24 protein-coding genes are annotated in these 22694 nt (G+C 62.1%); 5 read left to right on the top strand and 19 right to left on the bottom strand.

The window, feature by feature from the left end:
• Window positions 1-27 precede the first annotated feature (27 nt).
• From C5J26_RS00490 to C5J26_RS00475, 4 genes are all read right to left on the bottom strand, one after another.
• The gene (locus tag C5J26_RS00490) at window positions 28-597 is read right to left on the bottom strand and encodes a Fic family protein (protein WP_105400069.1); all 570 of its coding nucleotides are present in this window, start codon (window positions 595-597) and stop codon (window positions 28-30) included.
• Window positions 594-788, bottom strand: coding sequence for a hypothetical protein (locus C5J26_RS00485; protein WP_105400068.1), 195 nt, complete (start codon window positions 786-788; stop codon window positions 594-596). Before C5J26_RS00485 ends, C5J26_RS00490 begins: the two co-directional genes overlap by 4 nt.
• A gap of 115 nt (window positions 789-903) precedes the next feature.
• Entirely contained in the window at window positions 904-2751 is a 1848-nt protein-coding gene (locus C5J26_RS00480; RefSeq protein WP_105400067.1) for an ABC transporter ATP-binding protein, read from the bottom strand.
• Between the two features lie 16 nt (window positions 2752-2767).
• The gene (locus C5J26_RS00475) at window positions 2768-3931 is read right to left on the bottom strand and encodes a M20 aminoacylase family protein (protein WP_105400066.1); all 1164 of its coding nucleotides are present in this window, start codon (window positions 3929-3931) and stop codon (window positions 2768-2770) included.
• 325 nt (window positions 3932-4256) lie between these two features.
• Here C5J26_RS00475 and C5J26_RS00470 point away from each other — a divergent pair, with 325 nt between their 5' ends.
• The 3 genes from C5J26_RS00470 to C5J26_RS00460 all read left to right on the top strand — a co-directional run bounded on the left by C5J26_RS00470 (window position 4257) and on the right by C5J26_RS00460 (window position 7973).
• On the top strand, window positions 4257-5966 hold the full coding sequence (locus tag C5J26_RS00470) for a peptide ABC transporter substrate-binding protein (protein ID WP_105400065.1): 1710 nt from the start codon (window positions 4257-4259) through the stop codon (window positions 5964-5966).
• A 77-nt stretch (window positions 5967-6043) separates the two neighbouring features.
• Window positions 6044-7054 carry an ABC transporter permease gene (locus tag C5J26_RS00465; RefSeq protein ID WP_046604447.1) on the top strand — a complete coding sequence of 337 codons (1011 nt, stop codon included), beginning with the start codon at window positions 6044-6046 and terminating at the stop codon, window positions 7052-7054.
• Window positions 7047-7973: an ABC transporter permease gene (locus tag C5J26_RS00460; RefSeq protein WP_046628988.1), complete on the top strand. Its 927-nt coding sequence runs from the start codon at window positions 7047-7049 to the stop codon at window positions 7971-7973. The genes C5J26_RS00465 and C5J26_RS00460 overlap by 8 nt, the downstream gene beginning before the upstream one ends.
• A gap of 378 nt (window positions 7974-8351) precedes the next feature.
• On the opposite strand, the gene C5J26_RS00455 is transcribed toward C5J26_RS00460, so the two are convergent.
• The 3 genes from C5J26_RS00455 to C5J26_RS00445 all read right to left on the bottom strand — a co-directional run bounded on the left by C5J26_RS00455 (window position 8352) and on the right by C5J26_RS00445 (window position 10497).
• Window positions 8352-9293: a sensor histidine kinase gene (locus tag C5J26_RS00455; protein ID WP_245437366.1), complete on the bottom strand. Its 942-nt coding sequence runs from the start codon at window positions 9291-9293 to the stop codon at window positions 8352-8354.
• A gap of 163 nt (window positions 9294-9456) precedes the next feature.
• A complete protein-coding gene (locus tag C5J26_RS00450; RefSeq protein ID WP_105400063.1) occupies window positions 9457-9621 on the bottom strand; it encodes a DUF1328 domain-containing protein in 165 nt (54 codons plus the stop codon).
• A gap of 81 nt (window positions 9622-9702) precedes the next feature.
• Window positions 9703-10497, bottom strand: a complete 795-nt coding sequence (locus tag C5J26_RS00445) for a response regulator (RefSeq protein WP_105400062.1) — start codon at window positions 10495-10497, stop codon at window positions 9703-9705.
• Between the two features lie 171 nt (window positions 10498-10668).
• Between C5J26_RS00445 and C5J26_RS00440 the strand changes: the two genes are divergently transcribed.
• Both C5J26_RS00440 and C5J26_RS00435 read left to right on the top strand, forming a co-directional pair.
• The gene (locus C5J26_RS00440) at window positions 10669-10851 is read left to right on the top strand and encodes a NepR family anti-sigma factor (RefSeq protein ID WP_105400872.1); all 183 of its coding nucleotides are present in this window, start codon (window positions 10669-10671) and stop codon (window positions 10849-10851) included.
• Complete coding sequence (locus C5J26_RS00435) at window positions 10848-11414, top strand: RNA polymerase sigma factor (protein ID WP_037077490.1); 567 nt, start codon at window positions 10848-10850, stop codon at window positions 11412-11414. Before C5J26_RS00440 ends, C5J26_RS00435 begins: the two co-directional genes overlap by 4 nt.
• 25 nt (window positions 11415-11439) lie before the next feature.
• Here the strand turns inward: C5J26_RS00435 and C5J26_RS00430 are convergent, their stop codons facing one another.
• From C5J26_RS00430 to C5J26_RS00370, 12 genes are all read right to left on the bottom strand, one after another.
• Window positions 11440-11784 carry a hypothetical protein gene (locus C5J26_RS00430; protein ID WP_172745729.1) on the bottom strand — a complete coding sequence of 115 codons (345 nt, stop codon included), beginning with the start codon at window positions 11782-11784 and terminating at the stop codon, window positions 11440-11442.
• A 211-nt stretch (window positions 11785-11995) separates the two neighbouring features.
• Window positions 11996-12451, bottom strand: a complete 456-nt coding sequence (locus C5J26_RS00425; RefSeq protein WP_172745728.1) for a hypothetical protein — start codon at window positions 12449-12451, stop codon at window positions 11996-11998.
• The gene (locus C5J26_RS00420) at window positions 12451-12798 is read right to left on the bottom strand and encodes a YqjD family protein (RefSeq protein ID WP_105400059.1); all 348 of its coding nucleotides are present in this window, start codon (window positions 12796-12798) and stop codon (window positions 12451-12453) included. The genes C5J26_RS00425 and C5J26_RS00420 overlap by 1 nt, the downstream gene beginning before the upstream one ends.
• 222 nt (window positions 12799-13020) lie before the next feature.
• Entirely contained in the window at window positions 13021-14415 is a 1395-nt protein-coding gene (locus tag C5J26_RS00410) for an amidase (RefSeq protein WP_105400057.1), read from the bottom strand.
• Between the two features lie 23 nt (window positions 14416-14438).
• On the bottom strand, window positions 14439-15257 hold the full coding sequence (locus C5J26_RS00405; protein ID WP_105400056.1) for an ABC transporter permease: 819 nt from the start codon (window positions 15255-15257) through the stop codon (window positions 14439-14441).
• Window positions 15254-16204 carry an ABC transporter permease gene (locus C5J26_RS00400; protein WP_105400055.1) on the bottom strand — a complete coding sequence of 317 codons (951 nt, stop codon included), beginning with the start codon at window positions 16202-16204 and terminating at the stop codon, window positions 15254-15256. The genes C5J26_RS00405 and C5J26_RS00400 overlap by 4 nt, the downstream gene beginning before the upstream one ends.
• Window positions 16205-16436: 232 nt before the next feature.
• Window positions 16437-17966 carry an ABC transporter substrate-binding protein gene (locus C5J26_RS00395; protein ID WP_105400054.1) on the bottom strand — a complete coding sequence of 510 codons (1530 nt, stop codon included), beginning with the start codon at window positions 17964-17966 and terminating at the stop codon, window positions 16437-16439.
• Between the two features lie 144 nt (window positions 17967-18110).
• Window positions 18111-19040, bottom strand: coding sequence for a LysR family transcriptional regulator (locus C5J26_RS00390; RefSeq protein ID WP_046634449.1), 930 nt, complete (start codon window positions 19038-19040; stop codon window positions 18111-18113).
• A gap of 81 nt (window positions 19041-19121) precedes the next feature.
• Window positions 19122-19871 (bottom strand): ABC transporter ATP-binding protein, encoded by a 750-nt coding sequence (locus tag C5J26_RS00385; RefSeq protein WP_105400053.1) that lies wholly within the window; start codon window positions 19869-19871, stop codon window positions 19122-19124.
• Window positions 19868-20713 carry an ABC transporter ATP-binding protein gene (locus C5J26_RS00380; RefSeq protein ID WP_046668352.1) on the bottom strand — a complete coding sequence of 282 codons (846 nt, stop codon included), beginning with the start codon at window positions 20711-20713 and terminating at the stop codon, window positions 19868-19870. The genes C5J26_RS00385 and C5J26_RS00380 overlap by 4 nt, the downstream gene beginning before the upstream one ends.
• Window positions 20710-21654, bottom strand: a complete 945-nt coding sequence (locus tag C5J26_RS00375; RefSeq protein ID WP_046634445.1) for an ABC transporter permease — start codon at window positions 21652-21654, stop codon at window positions 20710-20712. Before C5J26_RS00375 ends, C5J26_RS00380 begins: the two co-directional genes overlap by 4 nt.
• The gene (locus C5J26_RS00370; RefSeq protein ID WP_371681890.1) at window positions 21651-22655 is read right to left on the bottom strand and encodes an ABC transporter permease; all 1005 of its coding nucleotides are present in this window, start codon (window positions 22653-22655) and stop codon (window positions 21651-21653) included. Before C5J26_RS00370 ends, C5J26_RS00375 begins: the two co-directional genes overlap by 4 nt.
• Window positions 22656-22694: the final 39 nt, after the last annotated feature.

The following is a 22694-nucleotide window of genomic DNA, read 5'->3' as shown; positions in this document are numbered from 1 at the left end:
GAGGGGCACCTCGTGACGGCCACTCCCTCACGCCATGCGCAGCGCATTGTCTATCACCTGCCCCATGAGATCGTATCGGGCGCGATGAGCCTCTTTCGACGCCTCCAGCCATCCGGCCGCATCGATCTTGGTCAGGTCGAGCAAATGGCCTGCCCGCTCAGAAAGCTGTTTCAAGTATTGCAGCTGGGTGCGGCCGTTCCCCTCGCGAAAAGGATGGACGTAGTTCACATCACCGATGATCCGGGCTACCTCCGCCGCGAACACCGATCGCTCCAGGTCTTGCAGAAAATCGGACTTCACGATGCGGCGGTGAACATCTGCCATACCGGTTTCGATATATTGCCGGAACTGGAATTGGCTCTCGCCCTTGGAAATTTCGACGGTGCGGATCTGTCCCGCCCATTCATAGATATCCTGGAAGAGATGGCGGTGGATTGACTTCAGGTGCTTGAGATCGAAGTCGCCTTGCGGGATACCTTCGCGGGCTCGCATGGTCGCGATTTCGCGCTCGTAATAGTCGAACTTGTCAGCGTCGGCTAGGCCGAGCTTGTTTCGGAGAACACCAGTCCCTGGATAGACGTAAGGATCGTCGCTCATTCCGCCGCTTGCTGTGCAGCGGCGGCACGGGCTCGCTCAAGAATGTAAGCCCTCTGGCGTTCCGGCGACCAACCCTCGCGGTCGAACATTTCGAACATCGCGATCTGCTCCGCATCGAGGGGATTGCCCTCGATCATTTGGAGGTGCGCCGCTTCAAGCGTGCGTTGCCGGATCGTGTCCTTGTCGCTCATGTGAGAAAGTATCCTCATATCAAGACGGCAAACCGCCCGGATTTCTGACACCACAAAGATACCAGAAATCCGGGTGACCGGCAAATTCAGCGATCAATCACGGCGCGGAAAACCCTCACGCCACCTGCACCACATGCCCCGCACTCACCTCGCGGTACTCCCGCTTCGGCGGCACGTAGTTGACCGGGCGGATCGGGCTCTTGATTTCGTCGGTCGACATGTTGCGCTTGATCCGCCGGCGGGACGGGTCCGGAATCGGCACGGCGGACATCAGCTTCCGCGTATAAGGATGCTGCGGGTTCTCGAACACTGCCGCACGAGGGCCGATCTCGACGATCTCGCCGAGATACATGACCGCCACCCGGTGGCTGACCCGTTCGACCACCGCCATGTCGTGGCTGATGAACAGGAAGGCAAGATTGAGGCTCTGCTGCAGGTCAAGGAGAAGGTTGCAGACCTGCGCCTTGATGGACACGTCGAGCGCCGAGACCGCTTCGTCCGCCACGATGATCTTCGGGTCGAGCATCAGGGCGCGAGCGATCGCGACGCGCTGGCGCTGGCCGCCGGAAAACTCGTGCGGGAAGCGCTTCATCATGTCGGCAGAAAGGCCGACCTTCTCCATCAGGCTCGCCGCCTTGTCGCGGGCCTGCTGTTTGGTTCCGAGGCCGTGCTCGATATAGGGTTCCATGACCGCCGAACCGACGCTCATGCGCGGGTTCAACGAGGCGAACGGATCCTGGAACACCATCTGGATCGACCGGCGCATCTGGCGCAGCGTCGGCTGGTCAAGCTTCATAACCTCATAGCCGTCGAGGGTGACCTCACCGCTGGTCGGCGTGATCAGGCGAGTGACGGAGCGGCCGGTGGTCGACTTGCCGCAGCCTGATTCGCCGACGAGTGACAGCGTCTCGCCCGGGAACAGATCGAAGGAGACCTTTTCTACCGCATGGACCGCGCCGGACTTGCGGCCGAACAGGCCGGAATGGATGTCGAACCGGGTGGTCAGGTCCTTGACGTCCAGGATCGGCGTCTTGCCTTTGCCGACCGTGTCGGTGACGTCGGCAAGCAGCATCTGTTCGCCGGTCTTGATATCGACGATCGGGAAACGCAACGGCAGCTTGCGCTCGCCCATCGAGCCGAGACGCGGCACGGCGGACAGAAGTGCGCGGGTATAGGGATGCTGGCCGCGGTGGAAGATGTCGCCGGTCTCGCCCGTCTCCACCGCATCGCCGCGATACATGACGATGGTGCGGTCGGCGACTTCGGCCACCACGCCCATGTCATGGGTGATGAAGAGGACCGACATGCCCTCCTCTTCCTGCAGCACCTTGATGAGGTCGAGGATCTGGCCTTGGATCGTCACGTCGAGCGCAGTGGTCGGCTCGTCGGCGATCAGCAACTTAGGTCTCGCCGCCAGTGCCATGGCGATCATAACGCGCTGGCGCATGCCGCCGGAAAACTGGTGCGGATATTCGTCAAAACGCGACGAGGCGTTAGGGATACGCACCTTTTCGAGCAGGCGGATGACTTCCTTTTTCGCATCGGCATTACTGATGTCGGTATGGACCGTCAGCGCCTCGGCGATCTGCTTGCCGATCGGGAAGATCGGGTTGAGCGAGGTCATCGGCTCCTGGAAGATCATCGAGATGTCTTTGCCGCGGACGCGGCGCATCTGCTCTTCCTGCAGCGACAGCAGTTCGCGGCCGTTGAGGAAGACCTGGCCTTCGATCCTGCTCGAATTCTTCGGCAGCAGCCGCATGATCGACAGCGAGGTGACGCTCTTGCCCGAGCCCGATTCGCCGACGATCGCCACCGTCTCGCGCGGTGCAACGTCAAACGAGATATTGCGCACCACGGTGCGCCATTCGTCGTTCACCCGGAACGAGGTGGAAAGATTGCGGACCGACAGGACGGGGGTCACCGAACCGCCGCCCTGTTCCATGGAAGTGCCGGAAAGCAGCATGGAAATCTCCTTCGGATCAGGCGGCGAGCGCGGTTTCGGCGAGCGTGACCCAGTAGCTGACGCCAAAGGGAATTGCCTCGTCGTTGAAATCGTAGGCTGCGTTGTGGAGGCTGGCGGTATCGCCATTGCCGATGAAGATGAAGGCGCCCGGGCGCTTCTCCAGCATGTACGAAAAATCTTCGGCGCCCATATGCGGTGCCATGCCGGTCTGCACGGCCTTGGGGCCGGCAACCTTGGCCGCGACCTCGACGGCGAAATCCGTCTCGTTATCGTGGTTGAAGGTGACCGGATAACCGCGGCGATACATGATATCGGCCGTCGCACCATGGGCGATCGCGGTCGATTGAGCCACTTCGCTCAGGCGCTTCTCGGCAAAATCGCGGGTTTCCGGCAGCAGCGTGCGCACCGTTCCGGCCATCTTGACATAGCCGGGGATGACGTTGCTCGCCTCGCCGCCGTGGATCGAGGCGACGGTGACGACGAGCGACTTCAGGGGGTCGGTCTCGCGCGAGACGATCGACTGCAGCGCCAGCACGATATGCGAGGAGATCAGGATCGGGTCGATCGAATTGTGCGGCTGCGCGGCATGGCTGCCGCGGCCGTGGACAGTGATCTCGAACGTGTCGGCCGCCGCCATGATACCGCCCTTGCGGGTGGCGAAACTGCCGACCGGAAGCTTCGGCTCGTTATGCATGCCGTAGACTTCCTTGATGCCGAACTTCTCCATCATGCCGTCGTTGATCATCGCCAGCGCGCCCGCGCCACCCTCTTCCGCCGGCTGGAAAATCACCGCGACCGAACCTTTGAAATTGCGGGTCTCGGCAAGGTATTGAGCCGCGCCGAGCAGCATGGCGGTATGGCCGTCATGGCCGCAGGAATGCGCCTTGCCGGGCGTCTTGGAAGCCCAGGGTTTGCCGGAGGTTTCGAGGATCGGCAGCGCGTCCATGTCGGCGCGGAAACCGATCACCGGACCATCGCCCTGGCTGCCCTTGATGATTGCCACGACGCCGGTCCTGCCGATGCCGGTCTCGACGACGTCGCAACCGAATGCCTTCAGCTTCTCGGCGACGAATTTCGAGGTCTCGTGAACGTCGTAGAGCAGCTCCGGATTCTCGTGAAGATGGCGCCGCCATTCGGCGACCTGATCCTGCATTTCCGCGACGCGATTGATGACTGGCATTACGCAGACCTCATTGTTTTCTTGCTGTTTCCCACTCTGGTCGGAGCGGATATTGCGACGCGAAGACACGATTTTGCAAGCTTCAATTTTCCGGCTTGAACGGAAAATAGGCCTATGCTTAGATGGCTCAAAATTTGATCATGCTCGCCAAAAGCGGCAGGATGAAACTTGTTCTTGAAGTAGTTTCGGAGGAGGAACGGACAAGAAATACGCTGCGAAGTCAATAAGTTGAGGAAGGCGACTTCGCAGTCCCGAGGCATAAAAAGCCGGCTTGACCGGCATGCCCAACCACAACTCATAAGAGAACGATAAGGGGAATAGCAGCATGAAAAACCTCAAACTTCTTCTGGCCGGCACCGTAGCCGCCCTGGCCTTCGCAGGCTCGGCCGCCTACGCGGCCCCCGGCACTGACGGGGATCTGAAGATCCTGTTCTGGCAGGCCGTTTCAACGATGAACCCCTACCTCTCCGGCGGCACCAAGGAAGTCTACGCGTCCTCGATGGTGATCGAACCGCTCGCCCGCTACGACGAAAAGGGCGGGCTCGTGCCGACGCTGGTCACCGAGATTCCGACCGTCGAAAACGGCGGCGTCGCCAAGGACCTGATGAGCATGACCTGGAAGATCAAGCCAGGGGTCAAGTGGTCGGACGGCACGCCTTTTACCGCTGACGACGTCATCTTCACCTGGAAATACTGCATCGCGCCGGACGGCGGTTGCGCCCAGGCCGCCCAGTACGAGGGCGTCAAGAGCGTCGAGGCGCCCGATCCGCAGACGGTCAAGATCACATTCACCGAACCGAAGCCCTATCCCTACAGCGCCTTCGTCGGCGCGCAGTCGCCGGTCATCCAGAAGAAGCAGTTCGAAAACTGCGTCGGCGCCAAGGCCCCGGGCTGCACCTCGGCCAATTTCGGCCCGATCGGCACCGGTCCTTTCGTCGTCAAGGAATTCAAGCCGAACGACGTCATCACGCTGACCGCCAACACGAACTACCGCGATACGGCAAAGCCGGCCTTCGCGTCGGTCACCCTCAAGGGTGGCGGTGATGCTGCGTCGGCCGCGCGCGCCGTTCTCGAAACCGGCGAATACGACTATGCCTGGAACATGCAGGTAGAGCCGGAAATCCTCGCCAAGATGGTTGCCGCCGGCAAGGGCAAGTTGGTGACGTCCTTCGGCACGCAGGTCGAACGTATCAACCTCAACCACTACAATGCCGATCCGTCGCTTGGCGCAAAGCGCTCAACCAAGGACGCTGGCCCGCATCCGTCGCTCTCCGACCCGGCAGTCCGCCGCGCGCTTTCGCTTGCCATCGACCGCGACATCATCGTCGAGGCCGGTTATGGCGCAGCCGGCAAGGCGACCTGCAACATCGTGCCCGCACCGGCAGCAGTCGCTTCCACCAAGAACGACAGCTGGTGCCTGAAGCAGGATCTCGTGGCAGCCAACAAGCTGCTTGACGATGCCGGCTGGAAGAAGGGTCCGGATGGCATCCGCGCCAAGAACGGCGTGAAGCTCTCCTACCTCTACGCGACCTCCACCAACTCGGTTCGCCAGGCGACCCAGGAACTGGTGAAGGACATGTGGTCACAGATCGGCGTTGGTGCCGAATTGCGCAATGCCAGCGCCTCGGTCTTCTTCGGCGGCGATCCGGCAAGCCCGGACACCTTCCAAAAGTTCTATGCCGACGTCGAAATGTACACCAACAACTTCGACGGCACCGACCCGGAAAAGTATCTCGCAGAATGGCTGTGCGACAAGGTGCCTAGCCCGGCGAACGGCTGGCAGGGCCAGAACATCCCGCGTTACTGCAACCCGGCCTATGACAAGCTGGTCGGCGAACTCTCCAAGACCGCCGAACTCGACAAGCGCGCCGCGCTTGCCAAACAGCTCAACGACATGCTGACCGAGGAAGGCGCGCATATCCCGCTCGTCCATCGCGGCAGCGTCTCCTCGCATTCTCTCAAGCTCGCCGGCGTGAAGATGAATGCGTGGGACAGCGAACTGTGGAACGTCGCCGACTGGTCGCGCGCGAAGTAATGCCGATCGCCGGGCCTGCCCCAGGGGCAGGCCCGGCGCCCGCATTTTCTTCTCCGTGCTAGTCTGGAGACTAATGGATGTTCACATACACTTTGCGGCGATTGCTCTTCGCAATCCCGACGTTGCTGATCATCAGCTTCGTCATTTTCGCGCTGCTTGATCTTGCACCCAACGATCCCACCGGCGACCTGCCGTTGACGATCCCGCCAGAGGTCCGCGAACAGATCCGCGCATCGCTCGGCCTCGATCAGCCGTTCTTCTTCCGCTACCTCTATTGGCTGCAGCAATTCTTCATCAACGAACCCCTCAACATCCTCGAACGCATGACCGGTTGGCAGTTCGGCGATGGAAACCGCATGCGGGTGCTTTCCTGGGCGACCAGAAGCCCGGTGGTCGACCTGATCGTCCAGCGCCTGCCCCAGACGCTGTGGGTCGTCGGTCTCGCCTATGTGTTCGGAGTGTTGATCGCCGTTCCGATTGGCGTCATCTCCGCCTACAAGCAGTATTCGATCTTCGACCAGATCGGCACGTTCGTGTCGATGGTCGGTTATTCGGTACCGACCTTCTTCACCGGCGTGCTGCTGGTGGTGATCTTCTCCTCCTATCTGCAATGGTTCCCGTCGGTCTATGACACCAACCTTGTCGTCACCGACTTCTCGAGCTTCGTCCAGCAGATCAAGCAGATGGCCTTGCCGGTGGCGGTGCTGTCGCTCTTCAACGCGTCGCAGATCACCCGCTTCGTGCGGGCCTCGATGCTGGACAACCTGCACCAGGACTACGTGCGCACGGCGCGGGCCAAGGGCGTCAAGGAAAAGTCGGTTCTGCTGATCCACGTTTTGCGCAACAGCCTGATCCCGGTCGTCACCGTGATCGCGCTCGGCGTGCCGACGATCTTCTCGGGCGCCATCATTACCGAGCAGATCTTTCGCGTGAATGGCCTAGGCCAACTTCTGATCATCGCCGTCCAGGGTGCCGATATCCCCCTCGTTCAGACCCTGACCTTCATCTTCGCGGTGCTGATCGTGCTCTTCAACCTCATCGCCGATGTGCTCTACGGCATTCTTGACCCGAGGATCCGTTATGACTGATGCGACCGTCGCAACCGCGCCGCCCGCCAAGGCGGCAACTCCCACCCGATCGGCCCTTGCAGACATCTGGCGCCAGTTCCGTGCCCATAGAGGCGGCGTCGTCGGGCTTATCGTCTTTACCTTCATAGTCCTGGCGGTCTTCGTCGGCCCGTATATCCACCGCGTGGCCCCGAACGCCATCAACATCCGCGACAAGAACCAATGGCCGTCTCTGGCTCATCCGTTCGGTACCGACAACCTGGGCAAGGACATGCTTGCCCAGGTGCTTGCCGGCGGCCGCATCTCGCTTGCGGTCGGCATCACGGCCATGCTGCTGGCGCTCTTCCTCGGAACGCTGGTCGGAGTGGTTTCCGGATATATACGCAGGCTCGACGGGCCGCTGATGCGCATCACCGACCTGTTCCTGGCCTTGCCGCTGCTGCCGCTGCTGCTCGTCATCCTGATGCTGTTCCGCGATACCCTGCGGGCTGCATTCGGGCCCGAAACCGGCATCTTCATCCTGATCGTCTTCGTGATCGGGATCACCAGCTGGATGCACACCGCCCGCATCGTGCGCGGCGACGTGCTGGCCGTCAAAAGCCAGGAATTCATCCTGGCAGCGAAATCGAGCGGCATGCGGGAATATCGGATCATCCTCAAGCACATCCTGCCGAACGTGCTGAGCTCGATCATGGTTTCCGCGACATTGGGCATCGCCTCGGCGATCATCACGGAATCAGCGCTCAGCTTCCTCGGCCTCGGCTTTCCCTCGGATTTCCCGACCTGGGGACGGCTGTTGTTCGATGGGGCAAACTTCCTGCAACTCACGCCTTCGCGCGTTTTGTGGCCGGGACTGGCAATCTCCGCCACGGTGCTCAGCGTCAACTACATGGGAGACGCTATCCGCGACGCGCTCGACCCAAGGGCACTCAAGCACTGATCTTACGGACACCGGCTCGATCCGAATGGCGGCTGCAAAGCCGCCATTTTTCATTCGGCCCAGCCCCAAAAACAGCCCTGAAAAAATTTTGAAAAAAGTTTCGAACTGCCGGAACCTATTTCCGGGGCGCTCGTTATATGAATGTTCGAAGGCGACCCCCCGTCCCCGCCCTACAAAGCCTTCGGACATACTCTTCAATCCCCCTCGAAGAGACGAACTGGCTCGGCTCCGTCAATCGGAACCGAGCCAGCTCAGTTTTGTGGGTAGTGGGTGATGATCGCTACGACAGAGCGCGGGATTTCAGCAAATACCTTCGTCGCGAGACGTCAGGCCGACCTCGAAAACTACTCACTACGACCAATCACTACCGACTCTCTTTCAGTCCCCGCCACTCTCCAGCGGGAAGACCAGCCGATAGCTGATGCGGTCGCTGGAGATGACGTATTGCGCCTTGCCGTTGACGGAGGCCGGAACGACACGTTCCAGCACGGTGCTGCCGAAATGCGCTTTCAGCGAGTCCTCGGTATCTTCGGGACTGCGGCTGGCGTCCAGCACCTCGTCCCAGATCATTTCGAGCGAGTCATGGCCGTTGAGATGCATGCGGGTGCAGGTGACGTTGATCACCCTGCCGCTGCGCAAAAGCGAGCCGTGGCTGACAGCGTTGACGATCAGCTCATGCAGCGCCAGTCCGATATGCAGCGAGGCGTTCGGCGTCAGAAGAATATTGTCGCCGTGGACGCGCACCAGATGCTTGTTCTCTGGCAGGTATTTTTCCGTCTGCTGCTGCACCAACTCGAAAAAGTAGGCGCCGCGCCAGCTGGAATCGGTGATCAGGTCCTGGCTCTGCGAAAGGGAATAGAGCCGCCCCCGGAACTTGTGCAGAAACAGCTCCAGCGAACCCGAATATCGGGCCGTTTGCAGCGCGATGCTCTGGATGATGGCGAGCAGGTTCTTGGAACGGTGGCTGACTTCCCGCAGCAGCGCGCGCAACAGCCGCTCGCGGTGACGCTCCTCGGAGCGGTCGATGATCGTGGTGACGAAATGCAGGCCGCCATTGGAGAATTCCACTGTCTGGACCCGGAACTCGTAGATCTGCTCGGTGCCTATGGTAATCTCGATATGGCCCTTGCGCCCGGCTTCCGTCATGCCGTCCTTGAGGGTCGCGAGCTTTGCCCCGACCTCCTCGCCGAACAGGCTGACATCGGTGGGTGTCCTGACATGCTCGACAGCCCAGACCTCCGGAAGATGCGTGACGAAGAGGTAATTCCGGCCGGCGTCCTGGATCATGATGCTGGCGCCGAGATCCACCAGCGCCGGCATGAAAAATTCACGTAACTTGTCATCACTCTGACCAGCCTGCTGCCATGTCAGGGGATGCACCAAATTCCTCACTCCGTCCGCGGGCTAGCTGGGAAAACTGGGCGCCTGCCGAACGCATGGATACCCGCATTTATGAGCATGATTATCCGCCTTTTATAGGACGTCAAACGCGCCGGAACAACCCGACGACCAGCGATATCAGCAGCAGTGCGAGAAAGAGGAAAAACAGGAGCTGGGCGAGACCCGTTGCCGTTCCCGCTATGCCGCTGAAGCCGAGCGCACCGGTGACAATCGCCACGAGCAGGCAGACAAGAGCATAATACAACATGGGTTTTCCTCTTCGGATGCGCCAGAACGCCCACCTGTTGTATATTGTTCCGGCCTGCCGGCCCGACTGCCGCCGATGGGATCAAGCAGCGGCCCTGACGGCTTCGTTGAAGAACAGCGCCTGGCTGATCAAGGCCTTCACCATGTCCGGATTGAACGGCTTGGTGACCAGGAAGGCCGGTTCCGGGCGTTCGCCGGTTAGAAGCCGTTCCGGAAAGGCGGTGATGAAGATCACCGGCACGCTCGAAGACTTCAGGATTTCGTTGACCGCGTCGATCCCGGAGCTGCCGTCAGCAAGCTGGATGTCGGCCAGCACCATTTTCGGGTGCGAAGACTGGAAGAGCGATACCGCTTCCTTGTGGGTGCGGGCGATACCCGTGACGCGGTGGCCGAGATCCTGCACCATCTGCTCGATGTCGAGCGCGATCAGCGGCTCGTCCTCGATGATCATGATGTCGGTTGCCACCTGCCGAGAGATTTCGCGGGTCGCGTCTTCGAGCAGGCGGTTCACCTCGGCAGTGCTGACTTCGAGGACTTCGGCGGCTTCCTCGATGCTGAAACCTTCGACCGAGACCAGCAGAAAGGCATGCCGCGACTGAGAGGGAAGCATCGAGAGATTGGCTGCCGCGCGCTGCTCCCAGGCGAACGGCGATTCGATGGGGCGAATCTCAATGTTCGTGGAACCAAAAATTGTAACAAAGAGTTTATAGAGCGAGACACGGTCCTTGGACGTTTCGGGGAATATCGAAACGTCTGCGATCAACGCTTCCAGGACCGCGGCAACATAGGCGTCTCCCGAGGTCTGTGATCCGGTGACGGCGCGAGCATACCGACGCAGATATGGAAGGTGAGACGCAACGCGTGTGGTGAGTGACATACAAAATCTCCCTCGGTGCCCAGTGGGCAATTGACCTGTTATGAACGTGGGCCTGGAAAAAAAGTTCCGCAAGAGTGGAACTTTTTTTGCCGCCAGGAATTCTTCTGCCCGACGATATCGCAACAGGCTGCCCGCGTGATGAGTGACGACGACAATAGAAAAAAAGAAGAGATGACAGCAATCCAGCCCCATGAAGTCCGACCCGGAGCGGTGCCGCCGAATGCATCCATATCCCGCAAGTTACGGGACTTCTACGACGCAGTACAGGAAGAAGGTATTCCGGATCGTTTCCTCGATCTTCTCGAACGCCTGGAACAGGCAGAGAAGAACGCTAAGCCGGTGAACGCAAAATGAGTAAGGAAGACGAGATCGACGATCGCGGCTTCAAACGCGACCTCCTCGCGTCGCTGCCCAATCTGCGCGCTTTCGCTGTATCCCTGACCGGCCGGCACGACAAGGCGGACGACCTCGTGCAGGATACGATCATGAAGGCCTGGGCGAACCAGACCAGCTTCACCGCCGGCACCAACATGCGGGCCTGGCTGTTCACCATCCTGCGCAACGAATTCTACAGCCAGATGCGAAAGCGCGGACGCGAGGTGCAGGATAGCGATGGCCTGTTCAGCGAGCGGTTTTCGGTCCATCCGGAACAGTACGGCCGGCTCGACCTCCAGGATTTCCGCAAGGCCCTCGACAAACTGCCCGACGATCAGCGCGAAGCGATCATCCTCGTGGGCGCTGCCGGTTTCGCCTATGAGGAGGCGGCTGCCATCTGCGGCTGCGCCGTCGGCACGATCAAGAGCCGCGTCAGCCGCGCCCGCACTCGCCTCCAGGAGCTGCTAGGCGTATCCGGCGAGGGCGATTACGGCCCGGACGCAGGCGACGCGGCGATCACCTCCCGCGCCTTCGGCAGCTGATCTTCCACACTTGAGAAGACGCCGCTCACATCCGGGCGGCGTTTTTGACGGCGTCGACGAGGTGGTGGTCGTCGAACGGTTTTGCGACGACGGCTATTCCGTCCCAACCCTTCAGACCGTCCATGTCGTCGACACTGAGCGTCGTGAAAACCAATCCGGCCCCGCAGGCTCTCAACCGAAGCGCGGCATCCTCGCTCTCCCCTCGAACCAGGGCGGAGTCGATGACGACGACGTCAAACAGGCCTTGCTCCAGATCCATTGCATAGGTGCGCGGCGTAGCGATCTTAACCTCGCAGGCAAGCGCCTCGGTAAGAACGGTTTCCACTTCCATGGCCACCAGGAACTCCCGATCGACAACGAGGATTCGCAACAATTAAGTCCGCCCGAGATTCGACAACGAAAATCGGCTAGACCACCGAAAGAACGCCCAGTCATTTACAAAAGACACAGGGCGATCACAAACCGCCTGCTATTGTTCTGGGAGGCCCTCTTTCGTCGAGAGCAGCCCCCCAGCACAACGCGAAATACGGCCGCCTGCGCGAGGCAGGCAGCCGTAGACGATCGGGCGGCCGAAAAATCCGCTACTCGGCCGGCTCGGGATCTCGGCGGCTCGAAGCACCCATGGTTTTCGCTGCGAGGAAGCCTAGACCGCCGACCACCGCGACGAGCAGCAGCGGGCGGGATTTGACGAGCAACGGCAATGCCGTCAGAGCCGCCGTCATCATCAGCGCCTTGGAACTGTTGGAGGTTGCGGCTTCCCGTTTACGACGCTGTTCGACACTGTTGGCGATCACGACCCACAGATAGACGGCGAGTGCCAGCACAAGCGCGCCGCCGGCGACTGCCAGCAACGCTATCGGCGCCCCCCATATGCCGGCGAGATAGACGGCGAGCGCCGCCACCAGCAGCCCATAAGCGGTCAGCAGGAAAAGCAGCACCAGCGCGTAAAGGGCCGCGTTTCTTTTGAGCCTGCGCGTGAACGCCGCGACATCCATCGCGGCGAGCGAAGCCAACAGGGGACCAAGTCCTGCCATCATCAGCGGCGCGTCAGCAGCGCGAACAGGAAGCCGACGCCGGCGGCGATAGCGACGGCCTGGATAGGGTTGGAGCGGATCTGACGCTCCAGGTCCCTTTCCATAGACAGTGCCTGATCGCGCGCAGCTTCCACCATGTGCATCGAGGCGTCGGCGGCATCGCCGGCGACGCGGCGAGCCTTGCCCTTGTATTCGCTGGCCTTCTCGGTGCCAACCGCGGCAACGCTGCGGGTAAGCGCTGCGATATCGTCACGGAGCTGCTGAATCTGGGCTTCGACATCCTTGCTGGCTGACGAATTCTGGCCGGTGCCGTTGCGGGCGAAGTCGGTCGTGGGGTTGGCTGCGGGCATATCGGATCTCCTGTTTTGCGGACCTTAGAGGATGCGCGCCGCGGAAGGCTTTGCGCAGAATCAAACGGCGTCGGAAACGTGGAACGGGATCGGTCCCCCCAAGCGAGCGGCGCACGCCACTCACTTCACGGTTCTTGTCGCCGCCGTTGAACGCTGCAAAGGCGCGATTGTTCCCCGGCACGGTTGCGCCGAAGCGGAAATCACCCGGAAGGTTTGGAAAACTTAAGGGGCCGGCGGCTCGGGCCAGGCGGAAACGCCCCCGGTCCATTGTTCGAAGGCCCTGGAGAGCTTCAGCACGAGCAGGTCGTCGTAGCGCGGGCCGACGATCTGCAGGCCGATCGGCATGCCGGATTTCGAAAAACCGCAGTTGATCGACGAGGCCGGCTGTTCCGACATGTTCCACGGCACCGTAAAGCCGATATGCTCGAAAGGTTTCGAGGGATCGTTGGTCGGCGAGGCCCATTCCGCCGGATAGGAAACGATCGGATTGGTCGGCGAAATCACCGCATCGACGGTTGTGAACAGCCTTCCGCAGGCCTTGCGCATCTCGATCGTCTGGTTGAAACCGCGCACTGCCTCGACGCCGGAAATGTAAGTCCCGCCTTCCGCCCACTGGTAGATATAGGGAAGGATCAGCGCCCGGCGCTCTTCCGGCATTTTCTCGATATCGCCCCAGAAGCGCGAGCGCCAGAAACTGTCTAGCCCGTCGAGCATGATGCGGTTCATGACCGGTTCGACCGGCATGACGATCGCCCCTGCCTCTTCGAAGCGTTTGGCGGCGGCCACGACCGCATCGCGGACCTCGTCCTCGACGGCAAGGCCGATGCCGGCGTCGAGCATCAGGCCGATCTTCAGACCCTTGACGTCGACGTCGAAATCCAGCCAGTCGAAATCGTTGGGCGGCAGCGAGGTGCCGTCGCGCCAGTCGGGACGCGACAGCGTCGCCATGGAGAAGGCGGCATCTTCGACGGTGCGGGTCATCGGCCCCGCGCAGCGGCCGACATAATAGGGATCGACCGGAATACGGCCCTGGCTCGGCTTGAAGCCGAACAGCCCTGTCCAGCCGGCCGGCAGGCGCACCGAGCCGCCGATATCCGTGCCTATATGCAGAGGGCCGAAACCGGCGGCACCGGCGGCCGACGCGCCGGCGCTCGATCCGCCGGGGTTCTGGGTGAGATCCCAAGGATTGCGGCTGAGGTGATGGAAGCTCGACAGGCCGGAGGAGAGCATGCCGTAGTCCGGGCAGGTGGTCTTGGCAAAGATCACCGCGCCGTCCTCTCTCATCCGCGCGGCAATGGGCGCGTCTTCCGTGGCCGGCACCAGTTCGACCGCGGCGGTCCCGAGTGGCACCGGCTGCCCCTTGGTGGCGATCAGTTCCTTCAGCGTCACCGGAATGCCGTCGAGCGGCCCAAGCCTCGTGCCCTTCATCCAGCGATCGGTGGAGGCTGCGGCCTGCGCCCTGGCGCTGTCCGGATCGTAGAGATAGAGCGCCTGCACATGTGGCTCGAAGGCGGCGATGCGGTCCTCGACCGCCAGCCAGTATTCCGAGGGCGAGAGCTTCCTGGCCGAATAGAGATCGAGCAACTCACGGATCGTCAATTTCAAGAGGTCATTCATCGCAATATCTTCGTTTTTCGAAATCAGGAATTGTCGCGGGGATCGAGGAGGTCGCGCAGGCCGTCGCCGAGCATGTTGAGGCCGAGCACGGCGAGCGCGATGGCAAGCCCCGGCATCAGCGCCAGCCACGGTGCCTGGCCGAGGAAAGTCTGCGCGTCGGCCAGCATCCGCCCCCAGGTGGGCGTCGGCGGCGGCATGCCGAGACCGAGAAAGGAGAGGCCGGCTTCGGTGAGGATCGCGAGGCCGAGCTGGATCGTCACCTGCACGATGATCTGGTTGGAGATGTTCGGCAGCACGTGCACGAGCGTGATCTTGGCTTTCGGGCGGCCCATGCTGACGGCGGCGGTGACATAATCCCGCGTCCAGATCTGCAGGGCAGCGCCGAGCGCAAGCCGCGCAAAGACCGGCACCATGAACACGCCGATGGCGATGATCGCCGTGAACCGGCCCGAGCCGATGAAGGCGCCGAGCATCATCGCCGAGAGGATTGGCGGAACGGCGAAGATGATGTCGCAGCCACGCATGACGACGAGTTCCAGCCAGCCCCGCCGCATGGCGACGACGACGCCGATGGCCGTGCCGACGCTTGCGCCGAGAAGCACCGCGAGAATGGAGGTCGACAGCGAATTCCAGGCTCCGACCATCAGCATCGAGGCGACGTCGCGGCCGAACTGGTCGGTGCCGAGGAGGCCGAAATCGAGGGGAGCCTTGAGTTTGTGGACGATGTTCATTTTCGTCGGCGGGAACGGCGTCCAGACAAGCGACAGCAGCGCCACGGCAAACAGCACCAGCGTGATGACGAGCCCGATGAGGAAGACAGGGCGGCGAAGCAGTTTCCTCATTGCGCACCGGCCCTGAGGCGCGGATCGACAACCAGATAGGCGAGATCGACCAGGAAATTCATCAGGATCACCAGGGCCGAGAAGAACAGCACGACATCCTGCATGACGATGATGTCCCGCTGGGAGAGCGCCTGATAGGCAAGCCGCCCGAGGCCCGGCAGGTTGAAGACGTTCTCGACCAGCACCGCGCCGGCGATCAGGAAGGTGAATTGCAGGCCGAGCATGGTGAACACCGGCACCAGCGCGTTCGGGACGGCGTGCCGCCAGATGGCAATACCCTCGCTCAGGCCCTTGGCGCGGGCGGTGCGCACGAAATCCTCGTTCATCACCTCCAGAACCGCGGCCCGCGCCACGCGCGTCAGCACGCCGGCCTGCGGCAGGGCGAGCGCCACGGCCGGCAGGAGGAGCGCCTTGAGGCCTTCAAACAGCCCGGCATCCCAGCCGGGAAACCCGCCCGCCGGCATCCAGCCGAGCATGGTGGAGAACAGGATGATCAGCAGCAGCCCGACCCAGAAGGCCGGCACCGCGATGCTGATATAGGAGAACAATCCGGCGACGAAATCAAAGAGCCCATTGTGCTTGCGCGCCGCCTGAACGCCAAGCGGAATGGCGATCGCCACCGAGAGCACGATGGCGATCAGCGCCAGCGGCAGAGTGACCGCAAGCCGTTCGCCGATCAGCCCCGCAACCGGCACGCCATAGGTATAGGACTGCCCGAGATCGCCCCGAAAGACCCCGGCGAGCCAGGCGAGATAGCGCACGGGGAGCGGCTGGTCGAGACCCAGCTGTTTCTGCAGCGCCGCGAGCGTTTCCGGGCTCGCCGAGGTGCCGAGCATGATCGCCGCCGGATCGCCGGGCAGCAGGTCCATGACGGTGAAGATCAGCAACGAGACGATGAGCAGCGTCACGGCAAGGCTCAAGGTTCGGCGGATGACGATGGAGATCATGGGTTCATCACCTCCCTCTTCTCCCCCACGGGGAGAAGTGCCGAGCGGACGCGAGGCGATGAGGGGGCCGGCGGAGCCGGGCCAATCGATCCAGTGGATCGATTGCAGCAACTGAAGTGGAAGGCGAAGTGTTAGCCGCGCCCCCCTCATCCGACCCTTCGGGCCACCTTCTCCCGGCTGGGGAGAAGAGGGAGCTCGCGGTTACCACTCTATTCCAGCTCATAAGCCTGCTTCACTCTACCCAATGAACATCCGTCAGGACGTTCGAAGGGATCGGTTCGTTTTCCCACAGGCCCTTCACCTTGCCGTCCCATACACCGAGTTTCGGCATGACGAACAGGAAGAGCGCCGGCACGTCGTTGGCGAGAATGGTCTGAGCCTCGCCGTAGAGCTTTTCCTGTCCGGCGGCATCGGAGGTCATCTCGACCTTTTTCAGCACGTCGTTGAAGGCCGGGTTCTTGTAGTTGAAGTAGTAGGGATCGCGGGAATAGATGTCGATGTCCATCGGCTCCGCATGCGCGACGATGGTCATGTCGTAATCGGCGGCCTTCAGCACGTCGGCCACCCATTTCGCCGGGAACTCGGTGGTCTCGATGTTCATCGTCACGCCGATTTCCGCAAACATCGCCTGCAGCACCTGCGAGGTGCGCTGCGCATAGGCCATCTGCGGCGCCTTGATGGTGAAGGTGAAGCCGTTCGGAAAGCCGGCCTCGGCAAGCAGCGCCTTCGCCTTGGCGACATCATAGGGATAGACGCCGGTCAGGTCCTTGTAGCCGCGGTCGTTCGGCGTGTAGTGGCTGCCGATCGGCGTGCCGAAACCGGACCAGGCGCCTTCCACGACGGTAGCGCGGTCGACCGCCATCATCAGCGCCTGACGTACCTTTTTGTCGCTGAACGGCTTGCGGGTGTTGTTCATGCCGGCGACGACCTTGAGTTCGGTATTGCCGATAACGGTCGTCAGCCGCTTGTCGCCCTCGAAGGACTTGATCAGTTCGGGCGCCCCGAATTCCGGGAAGGCATCGACGTCGCCGGCCTTCAGCGCCGCGGCCTGGGCCTGCGGATCGCTGATAAAACGGAAGGCTGCGGTATCGAGCTTCAGGGAAACGGCCTTGTTCCAGTAGTCCGCATTCCTGGCGAGATCGACCTTGGAGCCCTTCGACCAGCTGACGAACTTGAACGGGCCGGTGCCGATCGGGGTCGTCTTGTTGTCGGCGGCCGATTTCGGTTCGACGATGGTCGAGGACGGCCAGCCGAGCCAGTAAAGCAGGCTGCCAGCCGGCTGCTTGAGTTTCAGAACGAGCGTCGAAGCATTCGGCGTCTCGACCGTGTCGATCGAGGCGAAATAGCGCTTCTGGGGATTGACTGAGTCTGCGCCGCGGGCGCGGTCGATCGAGAACTTGGCAACCGCGCTGTCGAAGGCGACGCCGTTGTGGAACTTGACGCCCTGGCGGAGCTTGAACGTGTAGGTCAGGCCATCCGGCGAGATCTGCCAGCTCTCGGCAAGCTGCGGCTTGATCTTTCCGTCCCTGTCGATGGTCGTCAGGCCTTCGAAGATGTTCTGCCAGGTCACCTGGCCGATCGCCACCGGTGCGGCGACCGTCGGATCGAGCCCGGCCGGCTCGATCGCCATGCCGACGGTGATCGCGGTTTTTGCTGCCGCCTCCGCGCCGGTTTGCCCTAAAAGCAGGCCCGCGCTGATCGCAAGGCCAAAAGCTGCACTCTTCAATATGGTCGCAGAGCCCAAAAGCGTCATCCTGCCCATCCGTCATCCCCTTTTTTGGAACGAGACCCGCCTGATCGGCACCTGCGGGATCGTCGATTGCCAAAAGTGTGTCATTTCGCAGGTGCACACACAATGCAGAATTTTGTGTTCTCTGTGTAGCCGAAAACGCTACACCGAATGTAATTAAGCGCTTGCCCTTTTAGGCGCCGATTTGCGCGCATCGGCGCCGCGCATGAAGCGCTCGATGAAATCGACGAGCTTGCCCGCCGCGAACGACAGTTGGCGGTCCGGCGCGACGCACAGATCAATCGGCGTGCGCACCGCCTTGCCGGCGGCGATCGGCACCGCCGCAAGCTGGCCGGCATCGATTTCGCGCTGCACCGCAAGCGCTGGCAGCAGCGTAACCGCCGCGCGGCGCAACACCAGTTCCTTCAGCATCTCCAGGGAACCGGTGACGAAAACCGGATCGAGTTCCAGCCCGTCCTTGGCGAACAGTTCCTCGAAGGCCTGTCGCGCGCCGAAATTCTTGTCGGGAAGAGCGAGCGGCATCCGGACGAGGTCACGCAGTGTCAGTTCCCTGGCACCGGCGGACGGATGATCAGCGGCCATGATGACGTCATAGGTGATCTCGGAGCGCAGCCGCACCTTCACCCCGGAAATCTTTGGTGCGAACAGCGTCACGACCAGATCGGCCTCGGCGGCGGCGAGCGCCTCGACCGCCTCGCGCGCACTGGTGATCGCCACCTCGAACCGCAGCTTCGGGTAGCGCAGGCTGAATTCCGCAAGCACCGGGGCGATCAGGTTGGCGACCGTCGCGCCGTTCGCATAGATCACCACCTTGCCGCGCTGCAGGCCCTGCAGGTCGTCGATCAGCTGGTGGACATGTTCGAGTTCGCGCAGCGTCCGCCCTGCCCTCGCCGCCAGCAGCTCACCAGCGGCGGTCAGCTTGATGCCGCGATTGCTGCGCTCGACGAGCGGCGTGCCGAAATAGTGTTCGAGGTTCTCGATCTGGCGCGAGACGGCGGTGGCAGCAACGTTGAGATTCTCGGCCGCCGCCCGCATCGAATTGGTGCGGACCAGTTCGTCGAAATACATAAGCGCCCGAAGCTGCATGCGATCCTGCCGGCTGAAACATGTCGCCCGAAAGCGGGGACCGGTTTCGGGATAGCGACATAGATAAAATCGAGACGCCCGTCAGCCGCGGCGAAAACCCTCGCTGGCGACGAGCAGCTGGCGGGTATAATCGGCGGAAAACTCGCGGTTTTCCAGCGCTTTCCGCGGCACCGTCTCGACCACCTTGCCGTTTTTCATCACGGCCAGCCGCTCGCACATATGGCTGATGACGCCGAGATCGTGGCTGACCATCACGAAGGTGAGGTTACGGTCGCGGCGCGCCTGTTCGAGCAGGTTCAAAATTTCCGCCTGGATCGAGGCATCCAGCGCCGAGGTCGGCTCGTCGAGCAGCAGGATCTTCGGTTCCAGGATCAGCGCCCGGGCAATCGCGATACGCTGCCGCTGGCCGCCGGAAAGCTGGTGTGAATAACGGAACCGGAAGCCCGACCCGAGACCCACCTCGTCCAGCGCACGGTTGATGCGCGTCTCGATATCGGTGAAACCGTGGATGACCAGCGGTTCCAGCAGCAAGCGGTCGACCGTCTGGCGCGGATGCAGCGAGCCATAGGGGTCCTGGAACACCGTCTGGACGGTGCGGTAGAACTCCTTGTCGCGCTTGCGGCCGGAATAGGGACGGCCGTTGACGCTGAGCGTGCCCTGGTCGAAGGAGGCAAGGCCCGAGACTGCACGCAGGAGTGTCGATTTACCGGAACCGGATTCGCCGACGATGCCGAAGGATTCGCCCGTGCCGATATCGAAATTCACATGATCGAGTGCTGCAAACTCATCGTATGTGACGACCATGTCGCGGATGGAGAGAGCCGATGTCATAGCGCCCACTCCGGCTTGCGGTCGAGCACGGGCAGCGGATGCCGGTCGGAACCAATGGTCGGCAGGCAGTTGAGCAACCCGCGCGTATAGGGATGCTGCGCATCGGCTAGATTGGCAGCCGGCAGTTCCTCGACGATCCGGCCCGCATACATGACGATGACGCGGTCGCAGAAGGAAGAGACGAGCCTGAGATCGTGGGAGATGAAGATCAGCCCCATGCCTCGGTCGGCCACGAGCTTGTCGAGGATATCCAGCACTTCGAGCTGCACTGTGACGTCGAGCGCCGATGTCGGCTCGTCGGCGATCAGCAGTTCCGGGCCGCAGATCAGCATCATGGCAATCATCGCCCGCTGCCCCATGCCCCCGGAAACCTCGTGCGGATAGAGCGAAAAGACCCGTTCCGGATCGTTGATCTGCACCGCCTCCAGCATGGCGAGCGCCCGCGCCTTGGCCGCCGAGGTCGAGATCTTCTCGTGCGTCTTCAGCGTCTCGACGATCTGCCGGCCGATGGTCATCACCGGGTTCAGCGAATATTTCGGGTCCTGCAGGATCATCGCAACCTTTTTGCCGCGCAGGTCGCGCCGCTCGCGGGCCGGCATGGCCAGGAGATCCCGGTCGCCGAAAGCCAGCTTCCGCGCGCTGATCTTGGCGTGGCCAGGGGTCAGGCCCATGATCGCGCGCCCGGTCTGCGACTTGCCGGAGCCGGATTCGCCGACGATGCCGAGCCGTTCGCGGCCGAGCGCGAAGGAGACGCCGCGGACCGCCTGCACGTCGCCGGTACGGGTCGGGAAGGTGACGCGCAGATCCTCGACCGTCAGGAGCGGCTTGACCGGCACCGTCATTGGCCTGCCTCCTTGGGATCGAGCGCATCGCGCAGGCCGTCGCCGAGCAGGTTGAAGCCGAGGCTGACGATCAGGATCGCAAAACCCGGCATGGCGGCGACCCACCATTGATCGAGGATGAAGCGGCGGCCCGAGGCGATCATCGCGCCCCATTCGGGAAGCGGCGGCTGGGCGCCGAGCCCGAGGAAACCGAGGCCGGCGGCGGTGAGGATGATGCCTGCCATGTCGAGCGTGACGCGCACGATCAGCGACGAAAGACAGAGCGGCATGACATGGCGCAGCACAATGCGGAAAGGCGAAGCGCCCATCAACTTCACCGCAGAAATGAATTCCGAATTGCGGAAGGTCATCGTCTCGGCCCGTGCGATACGGGCATAGGGCGGCCAGGAGGTGACGGCGATGGCGAGGATCGCGTTCTCGATACCGGGACCGAGAGCTGCGACCAGCGCCAGCGCCAGCACGAGTTTCGGGAAGGCGAGGAAAATGTCCGTGATCCGCATCAGCACCGCATCGACCCAGCCGCCGGCATAACCGGAGACAGTGCCGACGATCAGCCCGATCGGGGCGGCGATGATCGCCACCAACACCACCACCAGCAGCGTCAGCCGCGAACCGTAGAGCAGCCGCGAGAGAATATCGCGGCCCTGGTCGTCGGTGCCGAGCAGATAACCTGGCGAGCCGAGCGGCAGGAGGCGGGAATTGCGCAGGTCGCCCTGCACCGGGTTATGCGGCGCCAGGACGTCGGCGAACGCAGCCACCACCAGCAGCAGCACGATGATGGCGAGGCCCAGCAGCGCAAGCCGGTTCTCGGCGAACCGGCGCCAGATCACGTAGGCGCGACCAAGTTGGGCCTGGCGGCGCGAGGCGGGTCGGTCGGACAGCAGCCATTCGCGGCTATAGGGCTTTGGGGTCTCGTCCAGGGCTATTGAGGGCCGGCTCATCGGTTTCGTGTCCTGGGATCAAGCGTCCGATACAGAAGATCGGAGAAGAGATTGATGCTGACGAAAACGACGCCGATGGCGATCGTTCCGCCGAGCACGGCATTCATATCGGCATTCTGCAGCGAATTGGTGATATAGAGACCGAGCCCGGGCCAGGAGAAGATGGTTTCCGTCAGCACCGACCCCTCGAGCAGACCCGCATAGGACAGCGCGATGACCGTCACCAGCGGCACCGCCGCATTGCGCAACGCGTGGAACCAGATGATCCGCGTCTCCGACAGCCCTTTGGCCCGCCCGGCGACCACATATTCCTGCGCCAGTTCGTTCAGCATGAAGGAACGAGTCATGCGGCTGATATAGGCGAGCGAGAAATAACCGAGCAGCGACCCCGGCAGGATGATGTGACGGAACAGGTCCCAGGTCACGTCCCACTGGCCCTGCCAGATGGCGTCCAGAAGATAGAATCCGGTAATTGGCGTGAACGTGTATTCGTAGACGATGTCGATGCGGCCCGGATAGGCAACCCAGTTGAGACGCGCATAAAAGAGCACGAGCGACAGAAGGCCCAGCCAGAAGATCGGCACGGAATAACCGATCAGGCCGATCACGCGAACGATCTGGTCGGCGATGCTGCCCCGCTTGACCGCCGCCAGCACCCCGAGCGGCACGCCGATCAGCGCCCCGATGAGCGTGCCAATCGTGGCAAGCTCGATCGTCGCCGGGAACACCCGGGCAATATCGGCCATGACAGGATTGGTCGTCAGCACGGAGGTACCGAAATCACCGGTCACGGCCTGCTTGAGATAGATCCAGAACTGCTGGTAGAGCGGCAGGTTAAGGCCGAGCTCTTCGCGCACCCTTTCTACGACATGCGCCGGCGCCCGGTCGCCCACGATAGCGAGCGCCGGATCGATCGGCACGACGCGGCCGATAAAGAAGGTGACGGCAAGCAGGCCGAGGAATGTGGTGGCCGCGGTCACGATGAACCGCAGCACCGCCATTGTGGAAGAGGATGCACGGCGCCGTCTGCGCCGTGTCGC

The organism is Neorhizobium sp. T7_12, assembly GCF_002968535.1.
GTDB lineage: Bacteria > Pseudomonadota > Alphaproteobacteria > Rhizobiales > Rhizobiaceae > Neorhizobium > Neorhizobium tomejilense.
The sequence above is the reverse complement of the archived record's forward strand: the minus strand, read 5'-3'. Positions and strand labels throughout refer to the sequence as shown.